Source organism: Pseudomonas sp. KCJK9058, assembly GCF_046230975.1.
Lineage (GTDB): Bacteria > Pseudomonadota > Gammaproteobacteria > Pseudomonadales > Pseudomonadaceae > Aquipseudomonas > Aquipseudomonas alloputida.
Window position 1 is genome coordinate 16,863 of record NZ_JBJJLR010000056.1, and the last position, 17,310, is coordinate 34,172.

The 17,310-nt window shown below is 62.3% G+C and carries 17 protein-coding genes, 1 pseudogene and 1 riboswitch; of the genes and pseudogenes, 11 read left to right on the forward strand and 7 right to left on the reverse strand.

Annotated features, from left to right (window positions below; translation table 11 throughout):
- Nucleotides 1-55: 55 nt before the first annotated feature.
- Nucleotides 56-928, reverse strand: coding sequence for an alpha/beta fold hydrolase (locus ACK59Z_RS22615; RefSeq protein ID WP_108190368.1), 873 nt, complete (start codon nt 926-928; stop codon nt 56-58).
- A 21-nt stretch (nt 929-949) separates the two neighbouring features.
- Complete coding sequence (locus ACK59Z_RS22620) at nt 950-1,579, reverse strand: LysE family translocator (protein WP_012052198.1); 630 nt, start codon at nt 1,577-1,579, stop codon at nt 950-952.
- Between the two features lie 123 nt (nt 1,580-1,702).
- Here ACK59Z_RS22620 and ACK59Z_RS22625 point away from each other — a divergent pair, with 123 nt between their 5' ends.
- From ACK59Z_RS22625 to ACK59Z_RS22660, 8 genes are all read left to right on the forward strand, one after another.
- Entirely contained in the window at nt 1,703-2,182 is a 480-nt protein-coding gene (locus ACK59Z_RS22625) for a GNAT family N-acetyltransferase (RefSeq protein ID WP_003253811.1), read from the forward strand.
- A gap of 119 nt (nt 2,183-2,301) precedes the next feature.
- Nucleotides 2,302-2,525: riboswitch (cobalamin riboswitch) on the forward strand.
- Between the two features lie 92 nt (nt 2,526-2,617).
- Nucleotides 2,618-2,806, forward strand: coding sequence for a CbtB domain-containing protein (locus ACK59Z_RS22630; RefSeq protein WP_003253813.1), 189 nt, complete (start codon nt 2,618-2,620; stop codon nt 2,804-2,806).
- Between the two features lie 9 nt (nt 2,807-2,815).
- A complete protein-coding gene (locus ACK59Z_RS22635) occupies nt 2,816-3,502 on the forward strand; it encodes a CbtA family protein (protein WP_003253815.1) in 687 nt (228 codons plus the stop codon).
- On the forward strand, nt 3,502-3,888 hold the full coding sequence (locus tag ACK59Z_RS22640) for a cobalamin biosynthesis protein (protein WP_409293682.1): 387 nt from the start codon (nt 3,502-3,504) through the stop codon (nt 3,886-3,888). Before ACK59Z_RS22635 ends, ACK59Z_RS22640 begins: the two co-directional genes overlap by 1 nt.
- A 34-nt stretch (nt 3,889-3,922) precedes the next feature.
- Entirely contained in the window at nt 3,923-4,675 is a 753-nt protein-coding gene (gene cobM / locus ACK59Z_RS22645; protein WP_004576572.1) for a precorrin-4 C(11)-methyltransferase, read from the forward strand.
- 66 nt (nt 4,676-4,741) lie between these two features.
- A complete protein-coding gene (locus ACK59Z_RS22650) occupies nt 4,742-4,984 on the forward strand; it encodes a DUF1272 domain-containing protein (protein WP_003253822.1) in 243 nt (80 codons plus the stop codon).
- 221 nt (nt 4,985-5,205) lie between these two features.
- Nucleotides 5,206-5,820, forward strand: coding sequence for a response regulator transcription factor (locus tag ACK59Z_RS22655; protein WP_003253824.1), 615 nt, complete (start codon nt 5,206-5,208; stop codon nt 5,818-5,820).
- A 13-nt stretch (nt 5,821-5,833) separates the two neighbouring features.
- On the forward strand, nt 5,834-9,106 hold the full coding sequence (locus ACK59Z_RS22660) for a transporter substrate-binding domain-containing protein (RefSeq protein ID WP_108190370.1): 3,273 nt from the start codon (nt 5,834-5,836) through the stop codon (nt 9,104-9,106).
- On the opposite strand, the gene ACK59Z_RS22665 is transcribed toward ACK59Z_RS22660, so the two are convergent.
- The 3 genes and pseudogenes from ACK59Z_RS22665 to ACK59Z_RS22675 all read right to left on the reverse strand — a co-directional run bounded on the left by ACK59Z_RS22665 (nt 9,081) and on the right by ACK59Z_RS22675 (nt 11,632).
- The gene (locus ACK59Z_RS22665; protein ID WP_373604740.1) at nt 9,081-9,575 is read right to left on the reverse strand and encodes a methyl-accepting chemotaxis protein; all 495 of its coding nucleotides are present in this window, start codon (nt 9,573-9,575) and stop codon (nt 9,081-9,083) included. The two genes, ACK59Z_RS22660 and ACK59Z_RS22665, sit on opposite strands and share 26 nt — an antisense overlap.
- Nucleotides 9,576-9,617: 42 nt before the next feature.
- Nucleotides 9,618-10,400: pseudogene (locus tag ACK59Z_RS22670) on the reverse strand (PAS domain-containing protein); the annotation flags it as partial.
- 212 nt (nt 10,401-10,612) lie between these two features.
- Nucleotides 10,613-11,632 carry a LacI family DNA-binding transcriptional regulator gene (locus ACK59Z_RS22675; RefSeq protein WP_019751421.1) on the reverse strand — a complete coding sequence of 340 codons (1,020 nt, stop codon included), beginning with the start codon at nt 11,630-11,632 and terminating at the stop codon, nt 10,613-10,615.
- 206 nt (nt 11,633-11,838) lie between these two features.
- Here ACK59Z_RS22675 and ACK59Z_RS22680 point away from each other — a divergent pair, with 206 nt between their 5' ends.
- From ACK59Z_RS22680 to ACK59Z_RS22690, 3 genes are all read left to right on the forward strand, one after another.
- Nucleotides 11,839-12,378 (forward strand): gluconokinase, encoded by a 540-nt coding sequence (locus ACK59Z_RS22680; protein WP_003253831.1) that lies wholly within the window; start codon nt 11,839-11,841, stop codon nt 12,376-12,378.
- A gap of 111 nt (nt 12,379-12,489) precedes the next feature.
- A complete protein-coding gene (locus ACK59Z_RS22685; RefSeq protein WP_003253832.1) occupies nt 12,490-13,842 on the forward strand; it encodes a GntP family permease in 1,353 nt (450 codons plus the stop codon).
- An 86-nt stretch (nt 13,843-13,928) separates the two neighbouring features.
- Nucleotides 13,929-14,231, forward strand: a complete 303-nt coding sequence (locus ACK59Z_RS22690) for a hypothetical protein (RefSeq protein WP_012052189.1) — start codon at nt 13,929-13,931, stop codon at nt 14,229-14,231.
- A gap of 14 nt (nt 14,232-14,245) precedes the next feature.
- On the opposite strand, the gene ACK59Z_RS22695 is transcribed toward ACK59Z_RS22690, so the two are convergent.
- Together ACK59Z_RS22695 and ACK59Z_RS22700 are read right to left on the reverse strand one after the other, a co-directional pair.
- Nucleotides 14,246-15,673 (reverse strand): sigma-54 dependent transcriptional regulator, encoded by a 1,428-nt coding sequence (locus ACK59Z_RS22695; RefSeq protein ID WP_003253836.1) that lies wholly within the window; start codon nt 15,671-15,673, stop codon nt 14,246-14,248.
- A complete protein-coding gene (locus tag ACK59Z_RS22700) occupies nt 15,642-17,135 on the reverse strand; it encodes a HAMP domain-containing sensor histidine kinase (RefSeq protein WP_108190372.1) in 1,494 nt (497 codons plus the stop codon). Before ACK59Z_RS22700 ends, ACK59Z_RS22695 begins: the two co-directional genes overlap by 32 nt.
- Nucleotides 17,136-17,310: the final 175 nt, after the last annotated feature.

The window sequence follows — 17,310 nt, forward strand, 5'->3', positions numbered from 1 at the left end:
GCCAATCAAGCGGTAGACGGCTGAAATGGCATGCATCGTCCCATCTGCAGAACAGTCAACCCTGCAAAAAACCGAGCACTTGCTCGGCCGCCATGGCCGGGTCTTCCTGCATGAAACAATGCCCACCGGTAACTTGCCGTGCGGTCACATTGCGGTTTAGCAGCGCCAGGCGATTGACCGAACGTGGCACAAAGGGATAGGTGTCTTCACCATACAACACCCGTGTCGGCGTCCTGATTGCGGCCAGACTGGCCCACATGCGTTTAGGGAATGAACTGAAGATCTCCACTTCACGGCTGGGCCGGCACTTGAGCACCACGGCCTCGCCACACTCACCGATGGCATGCTCGACATAGGCCTGCAGCGCCGCATGGGTCCAGCCTTTGAAGATGCCGCGCCCTTCCAGCGAGGCCAACGCCGACTCGCGATCGGGCCAGTGGCTGCGGCGGCTGGCAGCCTTGCGGGCCAGGGCGTGGCGCTGATGCAGGCCGACCAGGGCGGCCGCCCCCATCACGCCGATCATGCGTCGGCTGAACAGTACCGGGTCGAGCAGCACGGCACGGGCGAACAGTTGCGGCTCACTGCCCAGGATCAGCCCCGTAAGCACGCCACCAAAGCTGTGCCCTACGGCAAACCGCTGGACGTCGCCATACTCGCCACGTCCGCCCTGAAAGGCCTCCACCGCCAAGGCAGCGGTGCGGTTCCAGCCGCGAAACACCCCACCATGGTCACTGTCCCCATGGCCCTGAACGTCGCAAAGCCACAGGTCGAAATGCTCGCCCAGGCGCATCAGCAACGGTTGGTAAGCCAGGCAACAGAAGCCGTTGCCATGCAGGAAGTGCAGCAGCGGTTTGCCACTGGCCGGGGTTCGCCAGCCACGCAGGGTGAAACCTTCGGCGCATTCGTGGGACCAGGGAATCAACTGCATCGGCTTACTGTACTCTCGGGGTCAGGAAAACGCTGATTCTACAAACAGCAGCGGGTACAGTGAAATCACCAGCAACAGGGCCATCACGACATTGAACAGCATCAGCCAGCGCGAGTTTTGCAACAGGTTGCGCAGGGCGCTGCCGAACATCACCCATACCCCCACGCTGGGCAAGTTGACCAACGCGAACAAGGCCGCAATGACGATCACGTTGGTTACATAGCCTTGCGCTGGCGTGTAGGTGGTAATCGCCCCTACCGCCATCACCCAAGCCTTGGGGTTGACCCACTGGAACGCAGCCGCCCCCCAGAAGCCCAGCGGTTTGCGGGCACTGGACGCGGCCGTGCCGACCGGCCCGGAAGTGGCGATCTTCCAGGCCAGGTACAGCAGATAGGCGGCGCCCGCGTAGCGCAGCACCGTGTACAGGGGTGGCCAGGCCTTGAATACCTCACCCAGCCCCAGGCCGACGGCCAGCACCATCATCATGAAACCAAAACTGATACCCAAGGCATGAGGGACCGAGCGGCGCACGCCGAAGTTCACCCCCGAGGCCAGCAACATGGTGTTGTTGGGACCCGGGGTGATGGAAGACACGAAGGCAAACAGCACGAAGGCGGTCAGCAGGTCGGCAGAGGCAAGCATGGCGGGCATTCCACTTTTTTTATGGGTGCTGTCACACTAACGGAGCGCCACTCCCAGCAACCGGTACAATTTCATTAAATTACGCAGATACACATCACTGTACCGACAATCCGGATCAAGGAAGCCGTCACCATGAGCCTTACCATTCGCCCTGCCGTTCGTACCGATGCCGAGCAGATCCTCACCTTCATCACCGAACTGGCCGAGTACGAACGCGCGCGCCACGAGGTGGTCGCCACCCTTGCCGACATCGAGCACAGCCTGTTCGACGAAGGCAGCACTGTGCACACCCTGATGTGCGAGCGTGATGGCCGTGCAATTGGCTTTGCCGTGTACTTCTACAGCTACTCGACCTGGCTCGGGCGCAATGGCATCTATCTGGAAGACCTGTACGTAACCCCCGAGCAACGCGGCGATGGCGCCGGCCGGCAGTTGTTGCAGCACATTGCCCGCGAAGCGCTGGCGAACAACTGCGGGCGCCTGGAATGGAGCGTGCTGGACTGGAACGAGCCAGCGATCGGCTTCTACCAGAAGCTGGGGGCCGAGGCGCAGGATGAGTGGGTGCGCTATCGCCTGGATGGCGACAAGCTGGCGGCATTCGCCCGCGGGTGATCGCCCGGTTTCCGCACTTCTGCCTGCTGGAAGAACACGGCAGGCCTGAGCCTGTCATACCTGCTGCTCGGCAGCCTCGCGCGCTGTATGACATTGACGCCAAGCCCGCCCCATGCTCTCCTTATGCCTCACGTTCAGGTGCCCCTCAGGGGGTGAAACGGGAAACCGGTGCGTCCCAGGCCCTTCAGCAGGGCCGGACAATGCCGGTGCTGCCCCCGCAACGGTAAGCGAGTGAAGCGTCTGTACCACTGTGCCTTGTAGTGCGGCATGGGAAGGTGACGCGTTCCAGGAGCCCAGCTCTTCCTCGCAAGCCCGGAGACCGGCCTGGCGTTCATGAACACCCCGCGGTGGGCGGGCGCTGTTGCATTCCCTTGGGCGACCACGTCCGGGGCTGCCGCGCTCGCCCATTGCCCACAAAAAGCAGAGGATCGCGTCATGCCCGTCACCAGCGCCAAACAACACAGCCTTGCTACCCCCGTTACCCTCAGCCAGCGTGTAATCATCGCCGTCGGTGCCAGCTTGCTGGGTTTGTGCCTGGTGTACTTTGCCGGATTCTCGCACATCGAGGCTGTGCACAACGCTGCCCACGACACCCGCCACAGCGCCGCCTTCCCCTGCCACTGAGTACGCCTGATGATCACGCGCATTGCCCGTACTGCGGGTTTCAGCGGGCTCCTTGCAGCCCTGTTGCTGACCTTGCTGCAAAGCTTCTGGGTGGCTCCGCTGATTCTGGAGGCGGAAACCTACGAGTCCTCGGCCCCGGCCGCACACCACGAACACGGTAGCGAAGTGGCCGCTCATGAACACAGCGCCGAAGCCTGGTCGCCGGAAGACGGCTGGCAGCGTGTGCTGTCCACCACAGGCGGCAACCTGGTGGTCGCAGTCGGCTTCGCCCTGATCCTCGCCGCCCTGTACAGCCTTCGCGAGCCCAAACGCGCTACCACTGGCGCATTGTGGGGGTTGGCTGGCTTCGCCGTGTTCTGCCTGGCTCCCACCCTGGGCTTGCCACCAGAACTGCCGGGGACTGCGGCCGCCGACCTGGGGCAACGCCAAACCTGGTGGGTTGGTACAGCCAGTGCCACAGCGCTGGGCCTGGCCTTGCTGGTGTTCGCCCGCCACTGGCTGCTGAAGGCGCTGGGCGCCGTGCTGCTGGTCATTCCCCATGTAATCGGTGCACCGCAACCCGAGGTGCACGAAAGCCTGGCCCCTGAAGCATTGGAAACCCAGTTCAAAGTCGCCTCCTGGCTAACCAACGCCGCCTTCTGGCTGGCCTTGGGCCTGCTCAGCGCCTGGCTGTTCCGCCGTTCCAGCCAGGCTTGATGCCTGCCTTCTATGCCGGTTTTGGCTGCCGCCGGGGTTGCCCGGCAGATGCCTTGCAACGCTTGCTGCGCCAGGCCCTGGACAATCAGGGGCTGGCGCTGGCCGACCTGCGCGGCATCGCAAGCATCAGCCTGAAGGCCGACGAGCCCGGCTTGCAGCAATTGGCAGAGCGCCTCGGTTTGCCCTTGGTGCTGTACCATGGCGCGCAACTGCAACCCTATGAACCACTGCTCAGCCACCGTTCCACCGCTGCCCACCAGCACAGTGGCTGTTGGGGCGTAGCCGAGAGCGCGGCACTGGCCTTGGCCAGCCAGCGGCAGGGTACGGCCAGGCTGTTGTTGACGCGCCAGGTACTGGGCCCGGCGACGCTCGCCCTGGCCTGCTGAGCGTTTCGTACCCTCTTTTTTGCCAGGACTTTGCATGACCATCTACTTTATCGGTGCCGGCCCCGGCGACCCGGAGCTGATCACGGTCAAGGGCCAACGGCTGATTCGTCAGTGCCCGGTGATCATTTATGCCGGTTCACTGGTACCCGCCGCCGTGCTCGAAGGCCACCAGGCCGAAACCGTGATCAACAGCGCCGAACTGCATCTGGAACAGATCATCGCTGCCATGCGCAGCGCACACGAAAAAGGTCAGGATGTGGCCCGGGTGCACAGCGGCGACCCCAGCCTGTACGGCGCCATCGGTGAACAGATTCGCCACCTGCAGGCGCTGGGCATCGATTACCAGATCATCCCCGGCGTTACCGCCACGGCAGCGAGCGCCGCCCTGCTCGGCTGCGAGCTGACCTTGCCTCAAGTGGCGCAGACCGTGATCCTCACCCGCTATGGCGACAGCTCGCCCATGCCGCCGGGTGAGCAGTTAGGCGACCTGGCGCGCCATGGCAGCACCCTGGCAATTCATCTGGGGGTCAAGCACCTGTCGCGCATTGTCGATGAGTTGATGCCGCACTACGGCGCGCACTGCCCGGTTGCGGTGGTGCATCGGGCCACCTGGCCAGACCAGGATTGGGTGCGCGGCAACCTCGGTGATATCGTCGAACGCGTAGCGACCAAGGATTTCCGGCGCACGGCGCTGATCCTGGTAGGCCACGTACTGGGGGATACACCGTTCGCCGAATCGGCCTTGTACCGTGCCGGGCATGCCCACCTGTACCGCCCTGGCGACTGAACATTGCCAGCCTTGCCTCGGGCGTAGCAGACTCCGGGTTCCCGCCTGCAAACAGGAGCCATGCCCATGCTGGAATTACGCCCCAACTGCGAGTGCTGTGATGCCGACCTGCCGGGTGACAGCCCCGACGTTATGATCTGCTCCTTCGAATGCACGTTCTGCCGTGCCTGTGCCGAAACCCGCTTCCAAGGCCGCTGCCCAAATTGTACCGGGCAGTTGGTAGCCCGCCCGACGCGAGTCGGCCAGGCATTGGCCAACAACCCTGCCTCCACACTGCGTATACACAAACCCCACGCTGCCTGCGCCTGAACAACTGCAAAGAAGCGGCATCACCGCTTTCTCAGGGTGATGTCTTTCCTGTTTCTTGTAGGACTTTTCAACAAAAAGCACTGGGGTTTTCAACACTTCTATACTCGGCATTACCAAACTTCGGGAATGGTCGTATCGTGCAGCGCTTCCGATAACCCCACTTGCAGACGTATTCCTGAGTGTTCCAGGAAGCGGACCACATCCCTACAGGAGTTTTCCTCATGACAACCGTGCTGATCGTCGACGACCACCCCATTGTCCGGCTGTCCCTGCGCCTACTGCTCGAGCGCGAGCGCTTCCATGTCATCGGCGAGGTCGGCAATGGCAGTGAAGTGGCTCAGGTAGCCCGCGAACTGCGCCCGGACGTAGTCATTCTCGACATCGGCCTGCCTGGCCTTGACGGCATGGAAGTCATCAAGCGATTGCAGAGCCTGGAGCCGGTACCGAAGATCATGGTGCTGACCGGCCAGGCCACTGACCTGTATGTACGCCGCTGCCTGGATGCCGGGATAGGTGCCTTCGTCACCAAGGAAGAGGACCACGAGGCCCTGCTATTCGCCCTCAAAGCCCTGACCAAAGGTTATTCGACCTTTCCGCAAATGTCGGTCAACAGCAACTCGCTGGAGAGCGAGCCAGTGCGCCTGGCCAGTCTCTCCAACCGAGAAATGGAAGTGCTGCGGCGCCTTGCGCGCGGCGAGAACAACAAGAACATCGGCACGTGCATGAACCTCAGCGCCAAGACCATCAGCACCTACCGGGGCCGTATCATGGAAAAGCTCAAGACTGAGTCTCTCGTGGAAATGGTCGACCTGGCCAAGCGCAACAGCGTCTATTGAGCGCTCGGCTACCATGAAACTGTTGCTGGCGAGCGTCCTTCTGGCTATCGGTCTGGCCAACTCCACGGTGCTGCAGGCCAGCAGCGAACCACGCCATCTGCTGGCGCGCTCAATCAGTGCCGCTGCCCCACTGGCGTTATCCGGCGATGATCGCCACTGGCTGAAAAATCGCCAACGCCTGATACTGGGTAGCGCGCGCCCCGACTACCCCCCTTTCGAAATCAATGTCAGTCAGCATGACTATGAGGGGTTAAGCGCAGACTACGCCGGCATCATCGGCGAACAGCTTGACATACCCATTGAAGTACGCCGTTTTGACAGCCGTCACGAGGCCATCACTGCCCTGCGTGATGGCCATATCGACTTGCTAGGTAGCTCCAACGCCTTCGAAGCGGCAGACGCCCAGCTTAGCCTGAGCACCCCCTATGCCGACGACCTGCCAGTGATCGTCACCCGTGAGGGGCACAGCTTGAAAAGCACGCCCGACCTCGCCGGCCTGCGCCTGGCGATGGTCGATCACTACCTGCCGGCCGTCAGCGTTCGCACCCTGTACCCCAAGGCGCAACTGAGCCTGTACCGCTCGACCCTGGCCGGGCTCGCTGCTGTGGTGCTGGGCGAGGCAGACGCCTATCTGGGCGATGCGATCAGCACCGACTACATGATCGGCAAAAGTTTTCAGGGCACGTTGAAAATCGACCATTTCTCCCAACTGGCTCCAGAGGCTTTTGCCTTCGCCATAGCCAGCGACAACCCGCGCCTGCATCGGCTGGTGGACAAGGCGCTGTCACGTATTAGCGAAAGTGAACGCCTGAACATCCTGCGCCGCTGGAGCAGTGGTAACACCAGCCTGCTGCTGCAGCGCCACCTCACTGCCTTGAGCGAAGAAGAAGAAGCCTGGATCACCGCCCACCCCACTGTCAGCGTACTGGTCAATACCTCGCTGGCACCTTTGACGTTCAACGATGCTCAGCACCGCCCTAGCGGTATCACCCTGGACCTGCTCAAGCAGATCTCGCTGCGCACTGGGCTGCAGTTCACACCCGTCGAGAGTGCTTCATCGCAGGCCATGATCGACCGCCTGGTGCACGGCGAGGCACAGATGATCGGGGCGCTGGGCTATGGTGCCGACCGCTTGAAGCAACTGCGCTACACCCGCCCCTATCTGGTCAGCCCGCGCGTGCTTGTCACCCGCAACGACGGTGAATCACCTGCACAGACCAAGGCCCTGGATGACAAGCGCATCGCCTTGGTGCGCGGCTCACCGCTGCAGGCAGTTTTGCAACAGCGATACCCGCAGGCCAAGATCGTCGAAGTTGACAACCCACTGGGCCAGATGGAGGCCGTGGCCAACGGTGTTGCCGACGTGGCCTTTAGCAGCCATATCAATGCGGCCTATTACATCAGCCATGTGTTCAAGGACCGTTTGCGCATTGCCAGCGTGCTCGACGACGCGCCGGCCATTGCCGCCTTTGCCGTAGCCGCCGACCAGCCACAGCTGCAGGCCATTCTCGACAAGGCGCTGCTAAGCATTCCACCTGAAGAACTGGACCAGTTGATCAACCGCTGGCGCACCAGCACACTGGTGAGCGACAGCCCATGGCGCGACTACCGCACCTTGGCTTTGCAGGTGCTGGTGCTGTCGGCCCTGCTGCTGGCCGGGGTGGTGTTCTGGAACAGCTACCTGCGCAAGCTGATCAACCAGCGAACCGAGGCACAGCACGCACTGCAGGCACAGCTCACGCTGAGCCGTGGGCTGCTGGAACAGTTACGCCAGGCCAAAGACGATGCCGAACAGGCCAGCCAGACCAAAAGCACTTTCCTGGCCACCATGAGCCATGAGATCCGTACCCCGATGAATGCGGTGATCGGTCTGCTGGAGCTGGCCCTGGAAGATAGCCGCAGCGGCCGAAGCGACGCCCAGACCTTGCAGACCGCCCATGATTCGGCCATTGGCCTGCTTGAGCTGATTGGCGATATTCTCGACATTTCCCGCATCGAATCCGGCCATATCAGCCTGCAACCGGTGCCTACCAATCTGGTCGAACTGGTGCGCGCCACGCTTCGGGTGTTCGAAGGCAATGCCCGGGCCAAAGGGTTGCAACTGCAGGGCGAGCTGCCTGCAGAGCCGGTATGGGTGCTGGCTGACCCACTGCGGCTCAAGCAAATTCTGTCCAACCTGATCAGCAACGCCATCAAGTTCACCGACCGTGGTGAAGTGCAGGCATGCCTGCTGCTGCCCAAAGTTGCCGGCCACGGCGCTCTGGCTATCGAGCTGAATGTGCGTGACACCGGCATCGGCATCAGCCCCGCCGACCAGGCCAGGCTGTTCAGTGCCTTCGTTCAGGTCGATGGCCCAAGGGCACGTCAAGGGGCAGGCCTGGGGCTGGTCATCAGCCGTACCCTGGCCGAACTGATGGGCGGCGCCCTGAGCCTTCAGAGCGTCGAGGGCGTTGGTACCCGGGTACAAGTCAGCCTGCGGTTACCCGCCTGCGAAGCCCCGGCACAAGCGGACCCGCAACTCACGACACATGAAAGCAACAACGGCCCGCTCAATATTCTGGTGGTCGACGACTACCCAGCCAACCTGCTATTGCTGGAACGGCAACTGCAAACCCTGGGGCACCACGTGACACTGGCGGAGAATGGCGAGATCGCCCTTGCACACTGGCAGGAAGCGCGCTTCGACCTGGTGATCACCGATTGCAGCATGCCGGTCATGGACGGGCATGAACTCACCCGGCGCATTCGTAGCCTGGAGGGCGAACGCGGCCTGCCAGCAGGCCGTATTCTTGGCGTGACCGCCAACGCCCAGGCCGAGGAGCGTACTCGCTGCCTGGCCAGCGGTATGGACGAGTGCCTGTTCAAGCCGATTGGGCTGCGCACGCTCAAGACCCATCTGCCCCAGGTGCGCCCTCAGCAGCCGTCGCCGGAGCCTTCCCATAGTGGGTTCGACCTGGCCGAATTGCGCCACCTGACCCAGGACGACGAACAGTTGACGCGGCATTTGCTGGAGCAGTTGTCGATAAGCGTCGGTGAAGACCTGGCCGCCCTGCGTGCCTTGGCCACAGACGCCCCTGATGAAGCCGTACGCGCGTTGGCCCACCGCATCAAGGGGGGCGCCAAAATGATCAGGGTGCGCGCCGTGGTCAAAGACTGTGAAGCCATCGAACACGCCCACGCACGAGGGCTGCCAACCGTTGAGCAACGCGGGCAACTGCAAGTCAGCCTGCAGGCACTGCTTGACGAGATGCGCGAGGCGCTCAATGCAATTGCAGCGTCGAGCTGATCTGGCTGATGGCGTCCACGACGTGCCGTGAACCTTGCTGAATTTCCATGATCACTGTCCCCGCCTCATTGGCCAATGCCACGCCGTGACCGGTACGGTTGAGGCTCGATTGCATGCTGGCCACCGCCAATAGCGACAGGTCGTGGTTCTGCCGCACCACATCGACGATTTCCAGGGTGGCCTTGCTGGTTCGCGCGGCCAGGTTGCGCACCTCATCGGCCACCACGGCAAAGCCTCGCCCGTGCTCGCCGGCACGCGCGGCCTCGATGGCTGCATTAAGGGCCAACAGGTTGGTCTGGTCGGCGATGCCACGAATGGTCAGCACAATCTGCCCGATCACATCCGACTGCTTGTTTACCGCATCAATGCTGCGCGCGGCGTCGTTAAGCTCCTGGGAAATCTGCTCGATTACCTGCACGGCCTGCTGCACCACTTCGGTACCCTTGCGCGCGCAGGCATCGGTCTGCACCGAACTGGCATGGGCGGCATGGGCGGCGCTTTGCTGGGTGCAGACTTGATGGGTGATGTCGCTGGCAAACTTGACCACTTTGCACAGGCGGCCCTTGCTGTCGAAAATCGGGTTGTAGGAGGCCTCCAGGAAAACAGTCTGGCCTTGCTTGTTGACGCGTTCGAAGCGGTGCGAGTGGTATTCGCCACGGTTCAGCGAAGCCCAGAACTCCCGGTACTGGGCCGATTCGCGTTCATGCGCCAGGCAGAACAGCCCGTGATGGCGGCCAACCACTTCATCAAGGCGGTAACCCATGGTGTCGAGAAAGTTCTGGTTGGCCTTGATCACCCGGCCTTGCGGGGTGAACTCGATCACCGCCATGGAGCGGCTGATGGCCTTGAGCAGGCTTTCGCTCTCGTGCTCCAGCACCACCCGCTGGGTGATGTCCGATGCCACCTTGATTACGCTGGTGACTTGCCGGTGCTCGTCCAACACGGGCATGTAGCTGGCTTCCAGCCAGACCTCGCGACCCGCCTTGTCGATGCGCTCGAACGTACCGCTGATTGCCTTGCCCTGCCCCAACTCGCGCCACAGCTGCTGGTATTCGGCGCTTTTTGCATAGTCCGGCTCACAGAACAGCCGGTGGTGCTTGCCTCGCAGCTCGTCAGCGCTGTAGCCCATGGCCTGGCAGAAGCGCTCGTTGGCGTCGAGGATAGTGCCGTCAGGGGCGAACTCGATCATTGCCATGGAACGGCCGATAGCGGCCAGTTTGGCTTGCGCATTGGCCAACGCCTGGCGGTTGCGCTGGATTTCTGCCAAATCAGACTTGCGGTGGAAATCGAACATGACGCGGGGCTCCCTATGCGCGATTTTCTGAGCATAGATCGCCGCTGGCAAGTTGTGGCATCGACAGCGCCTGTAGGAGCGGGTTCACCCGCGAACACCGGCGCAGCCGGTGCCATGCCCCCGTCGCCCGCTTCGCAGGTAAACCCGCTGCACATTCGTTTCGGGCCAATCATTCCTGTGGCATTCGCGCGAGAACGCCTTGGCGGGCACTCTCAGGTGCTCTCGCGCACCATCAGCTCAAAGCCCAGATCCTGCTGCGCACTCGTCACCCGCTTGCCATCCAGCAACGCCAGCAACGCCTGCGCTGCGCCCCGCCCCACCGCAGCCCGTGGTGTGCGAATCGAGGTCAGCCGTGGCACCATATGCGCCGAGGCCGGTAGATCGTTGAAACCGACCATCGCCACCTGGCGTGGCACCTCCACCCCTTGACGCAAGGCCTGCAGCACCGCCCCCTGAGCCAGGTCGTCGTTACAGAAGAAGATACCGTCGACATCCGGCGCCTGCTGCATCAGCTGGCTGAACAGCACACTGCCCAGGGCAATCGACGATGGCTCAGGGGCCAACACCTCCAGCTCGGCAGCCTGCAAACCCGCCTCTGCCAAAGCCTGACGGAAACCCTCGGCGCGCTGCATCACCCTCGGGTCCAGCTGCGCGGCAATGAATGCAAGGCGCTTGCGCCCGCGCTCGATCAGGTGCCGTGCAGCAGCACGCCCGGCCTGATGCTGCGAGAAGCCGACTGACAAAGCCCCTGGCTCACCATTGAGTTCCATCATGTGCACACACGGCACGCCGCTGGCAGCCAGCATCTGCCGCGCAGCATCGCTACGCTCGAAGCCGGTCAGCAAAATGCCGCAGGGCTGATAGGCCAGGTAATTGCGGATCAGGTTCTCTTCTTCGGCAAGGTCGTAGTGATAGTTGCCGATCAGCACCTCTAGCCCACGAGGGCGCATGACCTCGTGAATGGCCTCCAGGGTGTCGATGAACAGTTGGTTGGACAACGACGGGATCAACACCACCACTGACTGGCTGCGTGCCGAGGCCAGCGCCCGGGCGGCCGGGTTGGCCACATAGCCAAGGTTCGCTGCTGCGGCGATGACCTTTTCCACCAGGTCAGGCGCAACGGTGCTGACCCCACGCAAGGCGCGCGAAGCGGTGATCGGGGAAACCCCGGAAAGCCTGGCAACTTCAGCCAGGGTGGGACGACCTGTAGTTCGGGAGCCGGTGCGGGACATGAATGTTGTAATTTTACTACTTGCAAGGAGAGGGAACGGCCACTAAGGTAGCGCTGTCTCAGGATGCAGGCAACGTAATCTTTGGTAGCAGCCACTACGCGCTTGCCACCAGGCGTCCATACTGCGTAAGGACAAGACCAATAACACCGGGGAGATGGCTGTTCGTCAACGGCGAGACAGCGCTACCTCACCCGCAGGAGGTACTGATGAATTCTCCCCTGTCCGCCATTGTGGTGATGGGCGTGGCCGGTTGCGGCAAAAGCTGCATCGGCGCTGCCATCGCTGCCAGAAGCGGCGGCCGCCTGATCGAAGGCGACGCTTTCCACCCTGCCGAAAACATCCGCAAGATGAGCGCTGGCATCCCGCTGGACGACAGCGACCGTGCCGGCTGGCTGGTCCGCCTTGGTGAAGAGTTGCAAGCCACCACCCAGGCCGGTGAACGCCCGATCCTGACCTGCTCGGCACTCAAGCGCCGCTACCGCGACACCCTGCGCGATGCCATGCCCGGGCTGGTGTTCGTGTTCCTCGAACTGTCGCCTGCCGAGGCCGAAAAACGCGTGCTGGCTCGCCCAGGGCACTTCATGCCGGCCAGCCTCATCGACAGCCAGTTCGCGGCCCTGGAATCGCCACGCGGCGAGCCACTGACGCTGGCACTGGACGCCACCCAACCGATTGAAGCACTGGCCGAAGCGGTGGACCACTGGCTAAAGCGCTGCGGTGAGCCGGGCCTGGCGCAAACCGCCTGACCTCGGCGGCTTTTCCGTCTCACCAAAGACAGCGCTACCCCAACCCGTAAACGCGGCAAAGACTCCAAAAAGCTACGCCCAAAACAACGATAAGACCGAGGCCTTCAAACCATGTTCGGACTGGCTACTGATACCTTCCTACTGCTCGACGCGCTGGTTACCATCGTCGGGCTGATCCTGCTGATCACCCACTTCAAGGTTCACCCCTTCGTCGCCCTCACCCTCGCGGCCGGCTTCCTGGGCCTGACCTCCGGCATGCCGGTGGCCAAGGTCATGAAGTCGTTCCAGGACGGTTTTGGCGGCGTACTCGGCTTCGTCGGTATCGTGCTCGCCCTGGGCACCATGCTCGGCAAGCTGATGGCCGACTCCGGGGGTGCCGACCAGATCGCGCAAACCCTCATCCGCGCCTTCGGCAAGAAGAACGTGCATTGGGCGATGATGTTCGCCGCCTTCCTGGTGGGCATCCCGCTGTTCTTCGAAATCGGCTTTGTGCTGCTGATTCCACTGGTGTTCATCGTCGCCCGGCGCTCGGGCGTATCGTTGGTGAAAATCGGCATTCCGCTGCTGGCCGGCCTGTCGGTGGTGCACGGGCTGGTGCCACCGCACCCGGGCCCCTTGCTGGCGATCGGCATTTTCCATGCTGACATTGGCAAGACCATCTTCTACGGCTTGATCGTCGCACTGCCCACCGCGATCATCGCCGGCCCTCTGTTTGGTAACTTCATTTCCCGCTACATCCCGGGCAACCCGTCCCAGGAACTGATGGACCAGATCGCCAAGGAGTCCGATCAGGGCAACCTGCCAAGTTTCAGCATCACCCTGATCACCGTACTGCTGCCGGTCGCGTTGATGCTGCTGAAAACGTTCGCCGACGTGGTGCTGCCTGCCGAGCACATCGTGCGCCAGTGGATGGACCTGATCGGCCACCCGATCACTGCCCTGCTCGCCGCCCTGCTACTGGCCTTCTACACCTTCGGTTCGGCCCGCGGCTTCAACCGCCAGCAGATCATGAAGATGCTCGACCAGAGCCTGGCACCGACTGCCGCCATCGTGTTGATCGTCGGCGCTGGCGGTGGCTTCAAGCAAATGCTGGTGGACACCGGCGTAGGCAACGTGATCGGGCAGATGGCTGTGCAGGCAGAAATTTCGCCGATCATGCTGGCATGGCTGGTGGCGGCGGTGATCCGCATCGCGACCGGCTCCGCCACGGTCGCCACCATCACCGGCGCGGGTATCGTGGCACCGGTGATCGACCTGGTGCCGGGGGTGAACCGTGAGCTGTTGGTACTGGCCACCGGTGCCGGCTCGCTGATCCTGTCGCATGTGAACGACGCCGGCTTCTGGCTGGTGAAGCAGTACTTCAACATGACCGTGGCAGAAACCTTCAAGACCTGGAGCATGATGGAGACGATCCTGTCCATCGTCGGCATCATTTTCATCATGTTGCTGTCGCTGGTGGTGTGACCGTTGATCGGGGTAATGGCACCTTGACGTTCCGGATAAGGCCGAAGAGAAGTATGAGCCTTACCCGTATAGCAAAGGAGCCTGCCATGCCCCGCTCAATCATCCTCTCGATTGCCCTGCTCGCCTCGCCGCTGGCGTTTGCTGTCGGCACCGGTCCGACCTACCCCGACGACCCGCACAATACGGCGCCACAGCCAGGCGTGGACAGCACCCTCAACCCGATCGAGAAGCCTTTGCCGCGGGACACCGACCCGCGCATACAGGGCAACGAACCGCAAAGCCCGCCGGCGCAGCAGAATGACAACCGCGATCTGCCGGGGATGGATGGCAGTGGGTCGGAAGGTACCGGCCGGCAAGGAGAAGGCAGCTCGGGCACAGGTAACCCCTGACGACACGGTCTGTACTACCACTGACGCTTGTCAGGCCGGGTCAGCCCCAACTTCTCGATCCGGTAACGCAGCATATCCCGCGACAACCCAAGCATCCGCGCCGACTTGGTCACGTTCCAGTCGGTGCGGTCCAGGGTCTTGCAGACAAGATCACGCTCCATGTCAGGCAGGCTTGTACCCGGCTCTGGCTCGTGCCGCGGCATTTCGAACATGGCCGCCATCGGCTGTTGCGTCAACGGCTCGTCAACCAAGGTCATGCACAGGTTCAACTGATGCGCCTGCACCACCTCGTTCGGCGCCAGCAACACGGTCTGCTCCAGCATGTTGCGCAATTCACGCACATTGCCAGGCCAGCTATAACCGAGCATCAGGCTTTCGGCCTCGGCAGAAAAGCGCAGGTTCGGCTTGCCGTAACGCCGGCTATGGTGGGCAAGGAAATGCCGCGCCAGTAGCAGAATGTCCTGCCCACGCGAATACAGGCGCGGCACCTTCAGGGCGATAATGCGAAGCCGGAAGAACAGGTCACGCCTGAATTTGCCCTGCTGCACCATTTGCTCCAGGTTACAGTTGGTGGCGCTGATCACCCGCAGATCCACCTTGCGTTCCTTCACCGCACCAATCCGGCGGATGCTGCGGTCTTCCAGCAACTTGAGCAGCTTGGCCTGCAGCACCAGGTCCATTTCGCCGATCTCGTCCAGGAACAGGGTGCCGCCATCCGCAGCCTCCACCAGCCCCACACGGCGCTCCTTGGCATCGGTGAACGCGCCCTTCTCGTGGCCAAACAGCTCAGCCTCAAGCAGGTTGGCAGGGATCGAAGCGCAGTTGAACTCGATGAACGGCCCTTTACTGCGCGAACCATCAAAATGCAGGGCACGGGCCACCAGTTCCTTGCCCGTACCGGTCTCGCCTTCGATCAGCACCGGTGGCAGGTCGTCACTGGCCATGCGCCGCTCGGCATCGAGCACCTGGCGCAGGGTGTGCTTGAGGGTGAGCATCACCGGCGACTCGCCGATCAATGCCTGCAACCCGGACTTCTGCGCCTCACGCTCCTGGTAGAACGACAGCGTGCGCTCCATGCGCTCGGTAGCCAGGGCTTTGTCCAGGGTCAGTTTGAGCTCGGCCAGTACCACCGGCTTGGTCAGGTAATGAAAGGCGCCCTCCTTCATCGCCTGCACGGCATCTTCGACATTGCCGTAGCCGGTCATCATGATCACTTTCAGGTCCGGCGCCTGGGCCACCAGGGTACGTAGCAGGTCGTGCCCGCTCATGCCTGGCAACGAGTTGTCGGTCAGCACCGCGTCAGGTTGCGCCCGCTTGATCTGCTCCAGCGCCAGCTCCGCGCTGTGGCACACGATGACTTCGTAGCCCTTGAGGCTGAGGTAGGTGCGAATGTTGTCGGCAAGGATTTCATCATCCTCGACGACCAGGATGCTGTGCTCCATGTTCCCCTCCCGCTGCAATATTGAATGTAAGGCTGACGCGGGTTCCTTCCTCTTCGCGGCTGCTCAGGCTGACCGAGCCGCCAAAACGTTCCATGATGCGTTTGACCAAGGCCAGGCCTACACCGAGGCCTCCCTGCTTGGTCGTGAAGAACGGTTTGAACACCATCCGTTCCTGCTGTTGGCTCATGCCTTTGCCGGTGTCGGTCAGCACGAACTCGGCACGCAGGCCTTCTTGCACGTTGACCTGGGCATTGAGCATCCCGCCAGCGGGCATGGCCTCCAGGGCGTTGGAAAACAGGCTGTTGAGAATCTGCGTAAGCTGCAGCGGCTGGCTGACCACCCACTGCACGTCAGGCCCTTCGAAATGGAAGCGCACGCCGTTGCGTTCGATCTGCTGGGCGAAGGCCAGGTGGGTGTCCTCGATGGCCGCCACCAGGTCCACGGCCTCGGGGTCGTCACTGGCCGGGCGTAGCGACACCAGCAGGTCGCGCACCCAGCGCGACATGCGGTCGACCTGGCTGATGATGTCAGTGATGTTCTTCTGCGCAGCAGGGTTGGCGGTTTCCTGGGCAAGTTCGGCGCTGGAGCGTATGTTGGCCAGCGGGTTACGCATGCTGTGAGCCACGGCCGACGACATTTCTCCCAGCGCCACGTAGGTTTCGCTTGCCACCAGCCGCTCCTGCTGCAGGTGCAGCATGTGCGCCGCACGGCGCACGATCCAGAACAGGCCGAAGTAGATCAACGCCCCACCCACCAGTGTCGAGGCCCAGATCAGCACATAGCCGCGCTGGATGCGCCGAATGAGGTCCTGCGGCTCCTTGTAGATTTCCACCATGGCCAGTACCTGCTCACCCTGGCTGTCGAACAGCGGGATGTAGTTCTCGATGAACAGGTAACGCGGTGCGCGCTGGAACTTCTGCTCTTCGCGATCCTCGGCGGCCTTGTGATAACTGGCCGACACCGCCTTACGCGAGCGGAAGGCGCGCTCAAGATCGCCATCAACTTCTATCTGCTTGCCAATCAGCTCTTCGTTGGTGGACCAGACAATAGTGCGGTCGCGGGCATAGACGTTGGCCAGCAAGGTGTCCGGCAGGTGCTCGACATGATCGAGGAACTCGACGCGGGTCGATTCAGCCAAGGCCGGGGTGAACTGCAAGTGCTGCAGGTCCAGCCGCGGGTCCAGCAATTCGCCCATGGTGGTGCCAGGTGGCAATTGCGAATGACGCACTTCAGCCTGGGCCATTGCCTGAATGAACTGCGCGGTGAGCATGGCATCGCGCTGCACGCTGTCGCGCACCACGAAGCGCGTCGAAACGTAACCCAGCCCACCTGCCACCGCGGTAATGATCAACAGGCTGATCACCGAAAACCAGCGCAGCAGGTTGAATTCACGCAAGGGTACGGCCCGTCCGCTGGCGGTCGCATTGGCCTTGTCGGGCGCTTCGTCTTCCAGCATCTGCATCGCGTGGTTCCCGCGCAGGGCGTACGTTCAGAACTGCATCAAGGCCAATGGCAGCAGCCACTGGGTAGCAATCCACCTGGGCAGTCTCAGCTGCCATTTGTCGCGTGTCGCGCTTCACAAACTTCGCTGCAAAAACTCGGCCAGCAGGACCATGCAAAATTAAAAACGTTATTTT

Bases quoted from the DNA above. Each gene is read 5' to 3' on its own strand.
- ACK59Z_RS22680 (WP_003253831.1), top strand. From the start codon at position 11,839: ATGAATTCTCCCCTGTCCGCCATTGTGGTGATGGGCGTGGCCGGTTGC.
- ACK59Z_RS22650 (WP_003253822.1), top strand. From the start codon at position 4,742: ATGCTGGAATTACGCCCCAACTGCGAGTGCTGTGATGCCGACCTGCCG.
- ACK59Z_RS22655 (WP_003253824.1), top strand. From the start codon at position 5,206: ATGACAACCGTGCTGATCGTCGACGACCACCCCATTGTCCGGCTGTCC.
- ACK59Z_RS22690 (WP_012052189.1), top strand. From the start codon at position 13,929: ATGCCCCGCTCAATCATCCTCTCGATTGCCCTGCTCGCCTCGCCGCTG.
- ACK59Z_RS22685 (WP_003253832.1), top strand. From the start codon at position 12,490: ATGTTCGGACTGGCTACTGATACCTTCCTACTGCTCGACGCGCTGGTT.
- ACK59Z_RS22695 (WP_003253836.1), bottom strand. From the start codon at position 15,673: ATGGAGCACAGCATCCTGGTCGTCGAGGATGATGAAATCCTTGCCGAC.
- ACK59Z_RS22625 (WP_003253811.1), top strand. From the start codon at position 1,703: ATGAGCCTTACCATTCGCCCTGCCGTTCGTACCGATGCCGAGCAGATC.
- ACK59Z_RS22615 (WP_108190368.1), bottom strand. From the start codon at position 928: ATGCAGTTGATTCCCTGGTCCCACGAATGCGCCGAAGGTTTCACCCTG.
- ACK59Z_RS22640 (WP_409293682.1), top strand. From the start codon at position 3,502: ATGCCTGCCTTCTATGCCGGTTTTGGCTGCCGCCGGGGTTGCCCGGCA.
- ACK59Z_RS22660 (WP_108190370.1), top strand. From the start codon at position 5,834: ATGAAACTGTTGCTGGCGAGCGTCCTTCTGGCTATCGGTCTGGCCAAC.
- ACK59Z_RS22635 (WP_003253815.1), top strand. From the start codon at position 2,816: ATGATCACGCGCATTGCCCGTACTGCGGGTTTCAGCGGGCTCCTTGCA.
- ACK59Z_RS22620 (WP_012052198.1), bottom strand. From the start codon at position 1,579: ATGCCCGCCATGCTTGCCTCTGCCGACCTGCTGACCGCCTTCGTGCTG.
- ACK59Z_RS22630 (WP_003253813.1), top strand. From the start codon at position 2,618: ATGCCCGTCACCAGCGCCAAACAACACAGCCTTGCTACCCCCGTTACC.
- ACK59Z_RS22675 (WP_019751421.1), bottom strand. From the start codon at position 11,632: ATGTCCCGCACCGGCTCCCGAACTACAGGTCGTCCCACCCTGGCTGAA.
- ACK59Z_RS22700 (WP_108190372.1), bottom strand. From the start codon at position 17,135: ATGCAGATGCTGGAAGACGAAGCGCCCGACAAGGCCAATGCGACCGCC.
- cobM (WP_004576572.1), top strand. From the start codon at position 3,923: ATGACCATCTACTTTATCGGTGCCGGCCCCGGCGACCCGGAGCTGATC.